Genomic DNA, 1,771 nt, shown 5'->3' on the forward strand with positions numbered 1-1,771 from the left:
CCTACAAAATGTCCTCCGCTGCCGAACAATTGGCTCGTGTCCTGCAAACCCATCCCAATGTCACGATCGATGTGGGACAGGTGATGTTCGGCCAAACGGTGACCATCAGCGCCGATTCGATGCACCAATACGACAACCATCGATATGCCAAACCGCGAAAATCGGTGTTGGTCGATGTCGAGTGCGAAGCCGGTTGTGGGGTGGTTCCTTTTCGCTATCGACGCAAACAATATGTCCACAGCTTGCAGTGGGCGATTGGCTTGGAATTGTTCTTGATGGTCGATGATCCTTCGCGAGTTTTCTTGACAACCGATCATCCCAATGGCGGTCCGTTTACCACGTACCCGCATTTAATTCGGCTGCTATGCGACCGCTCGTACCGCGAAACCGCACTCGCCGAGATTGAACCCGAAGCCGCCGCGGCGAGCCAATTGGCGGGCATGTCGCGTCAATACAGCTTTGCCGAGATCGCGACGATGACACGCTCCGCTCCCGCCGCCATCCTGGGATTAAAGGGCGTGGGCAACTTGGCACCCGGATCCCAGGCCGACGTGGTGATCTATCGCAAGCAGGAAAACATCGAGCGAATGTTTTCCGAGCCCAGCTTTGTAATCCGTCGAGGCCAGATCGTTCGCGGTGAAGGAGCCTGCGATGTGGCAACCGTCCCCACGATCACCCACACCGTCGACGCCTCGTTTGATCCCAACACGATCCCGATGCTGGCTCAGCGATATGCCGAACAGGGAACGATGGCAATGAACCGGCTGAGGATCAGCGACGACGAAATGCAAAGCACGCTCGGCACGACGCCTCATCAACATCTCGCCGTGCGAGGAACAATTTAAACGCCATGGATGAATTCATTCAGATCAACGGCATTCGCATCGACGCCACCTTTGCCGAAGCGTTCGATATGAAGGCGACGCGTTTGATTGTCACTGCGGACGATCGCCAATGGGCAACCGATGCCGCTGCCGCGTTGACCGGATTTGGCACAAGCGTGATTGCGTGTGGTATTGAAATCGCCGTCGAACGTGAACTCGTCGCAGACGAAACCCCCGATGGTCGTCCCGGCGTTGCGATCCTTGCCTTTACCGTTTCGGGCAAAGAGATGGAAAAGCAAATTCCGCGACGCGCCGGCCAATGCATTTTAACGTGCCCCACGACTGCGCTGTTTGCCGGAATCGAAGAAACCACCCCCAAGTCCGACAAACGGATTCCGATCGGAAAATCGCTGCGTTACTTCGGCGACGGAAACCAAATCAGCAAAATGATCGGGTCCCGGCGCTATTGGCGAATCCCGGTGATGGACGGCGAATTTGTCTGCGACCACGATGTATCCCGTATCGATGGGATTGGCGGTGGAAATTTTATCTTGATCGGCAACAACGTCAAAGCGGTCTCGACCGCATGTCGTGCCGCGGTCCAGGCGATACGAACCGTCGACGGTGTTATCACTCCGTTTCCCGGAGGTGTTACACGTAGCGGATCCAAGGTCGGTTCAAAATACGCTGCCCTGTTTGCCTCGACCAACAATGCTTTCTGCCCCACGCTTCGCACCATGGACCCATCTTCGGAATTGACGCGGGATGAATCGGTTGCGATGGAAATCGTGATTGATGGACTATCAACCGCAGCAATCGCCCATGCGATGCGAGTGGGAATCCAGGCAGCATGTGATTCGCAAACCGACGGTGGACTGCTGAGAATTACTGCGGGTAACTATGGTGGAAAACTCGGACGACATCATTTCCACCTGGCGGAGATTCTA

2 protein-coding genes are annotated in these 1,771 nt (G+C 55.7%); both read left to right on the forward strand.

Going from position 1 to position 1,771, the window contains the following annotated elements:
- On the forward strand, nt 1-845 hold an 845-nt coding region (locus tag ABX962_RS35645; RefSeq protein WP_372726396.1), incomplete at its 5' end, for an amidohydrolase family protein.
- A 5-nt stretch (nt 846-850) separates the two neighbouring features.
- A partial coding sequence (gene fhcD / locus ABX962_RS35650; protein ID WP_372726397.1) for a formylmethanofuran--tetrahydromethanopterin N-formyltransferase occupies nt 851-1,771 on the forward strand: 921 nt, incomplete at its 3' end.

The sequence above is a fragment of the Novipirellula sp. genome, assembly GCF_041583735.1.
In the GTDB taxonomy this organism is placed as follows: Bacteria; Planctomycetota; Planctomycetia; order Pirellulales; family Pirellulaceae; genus Novipirellula.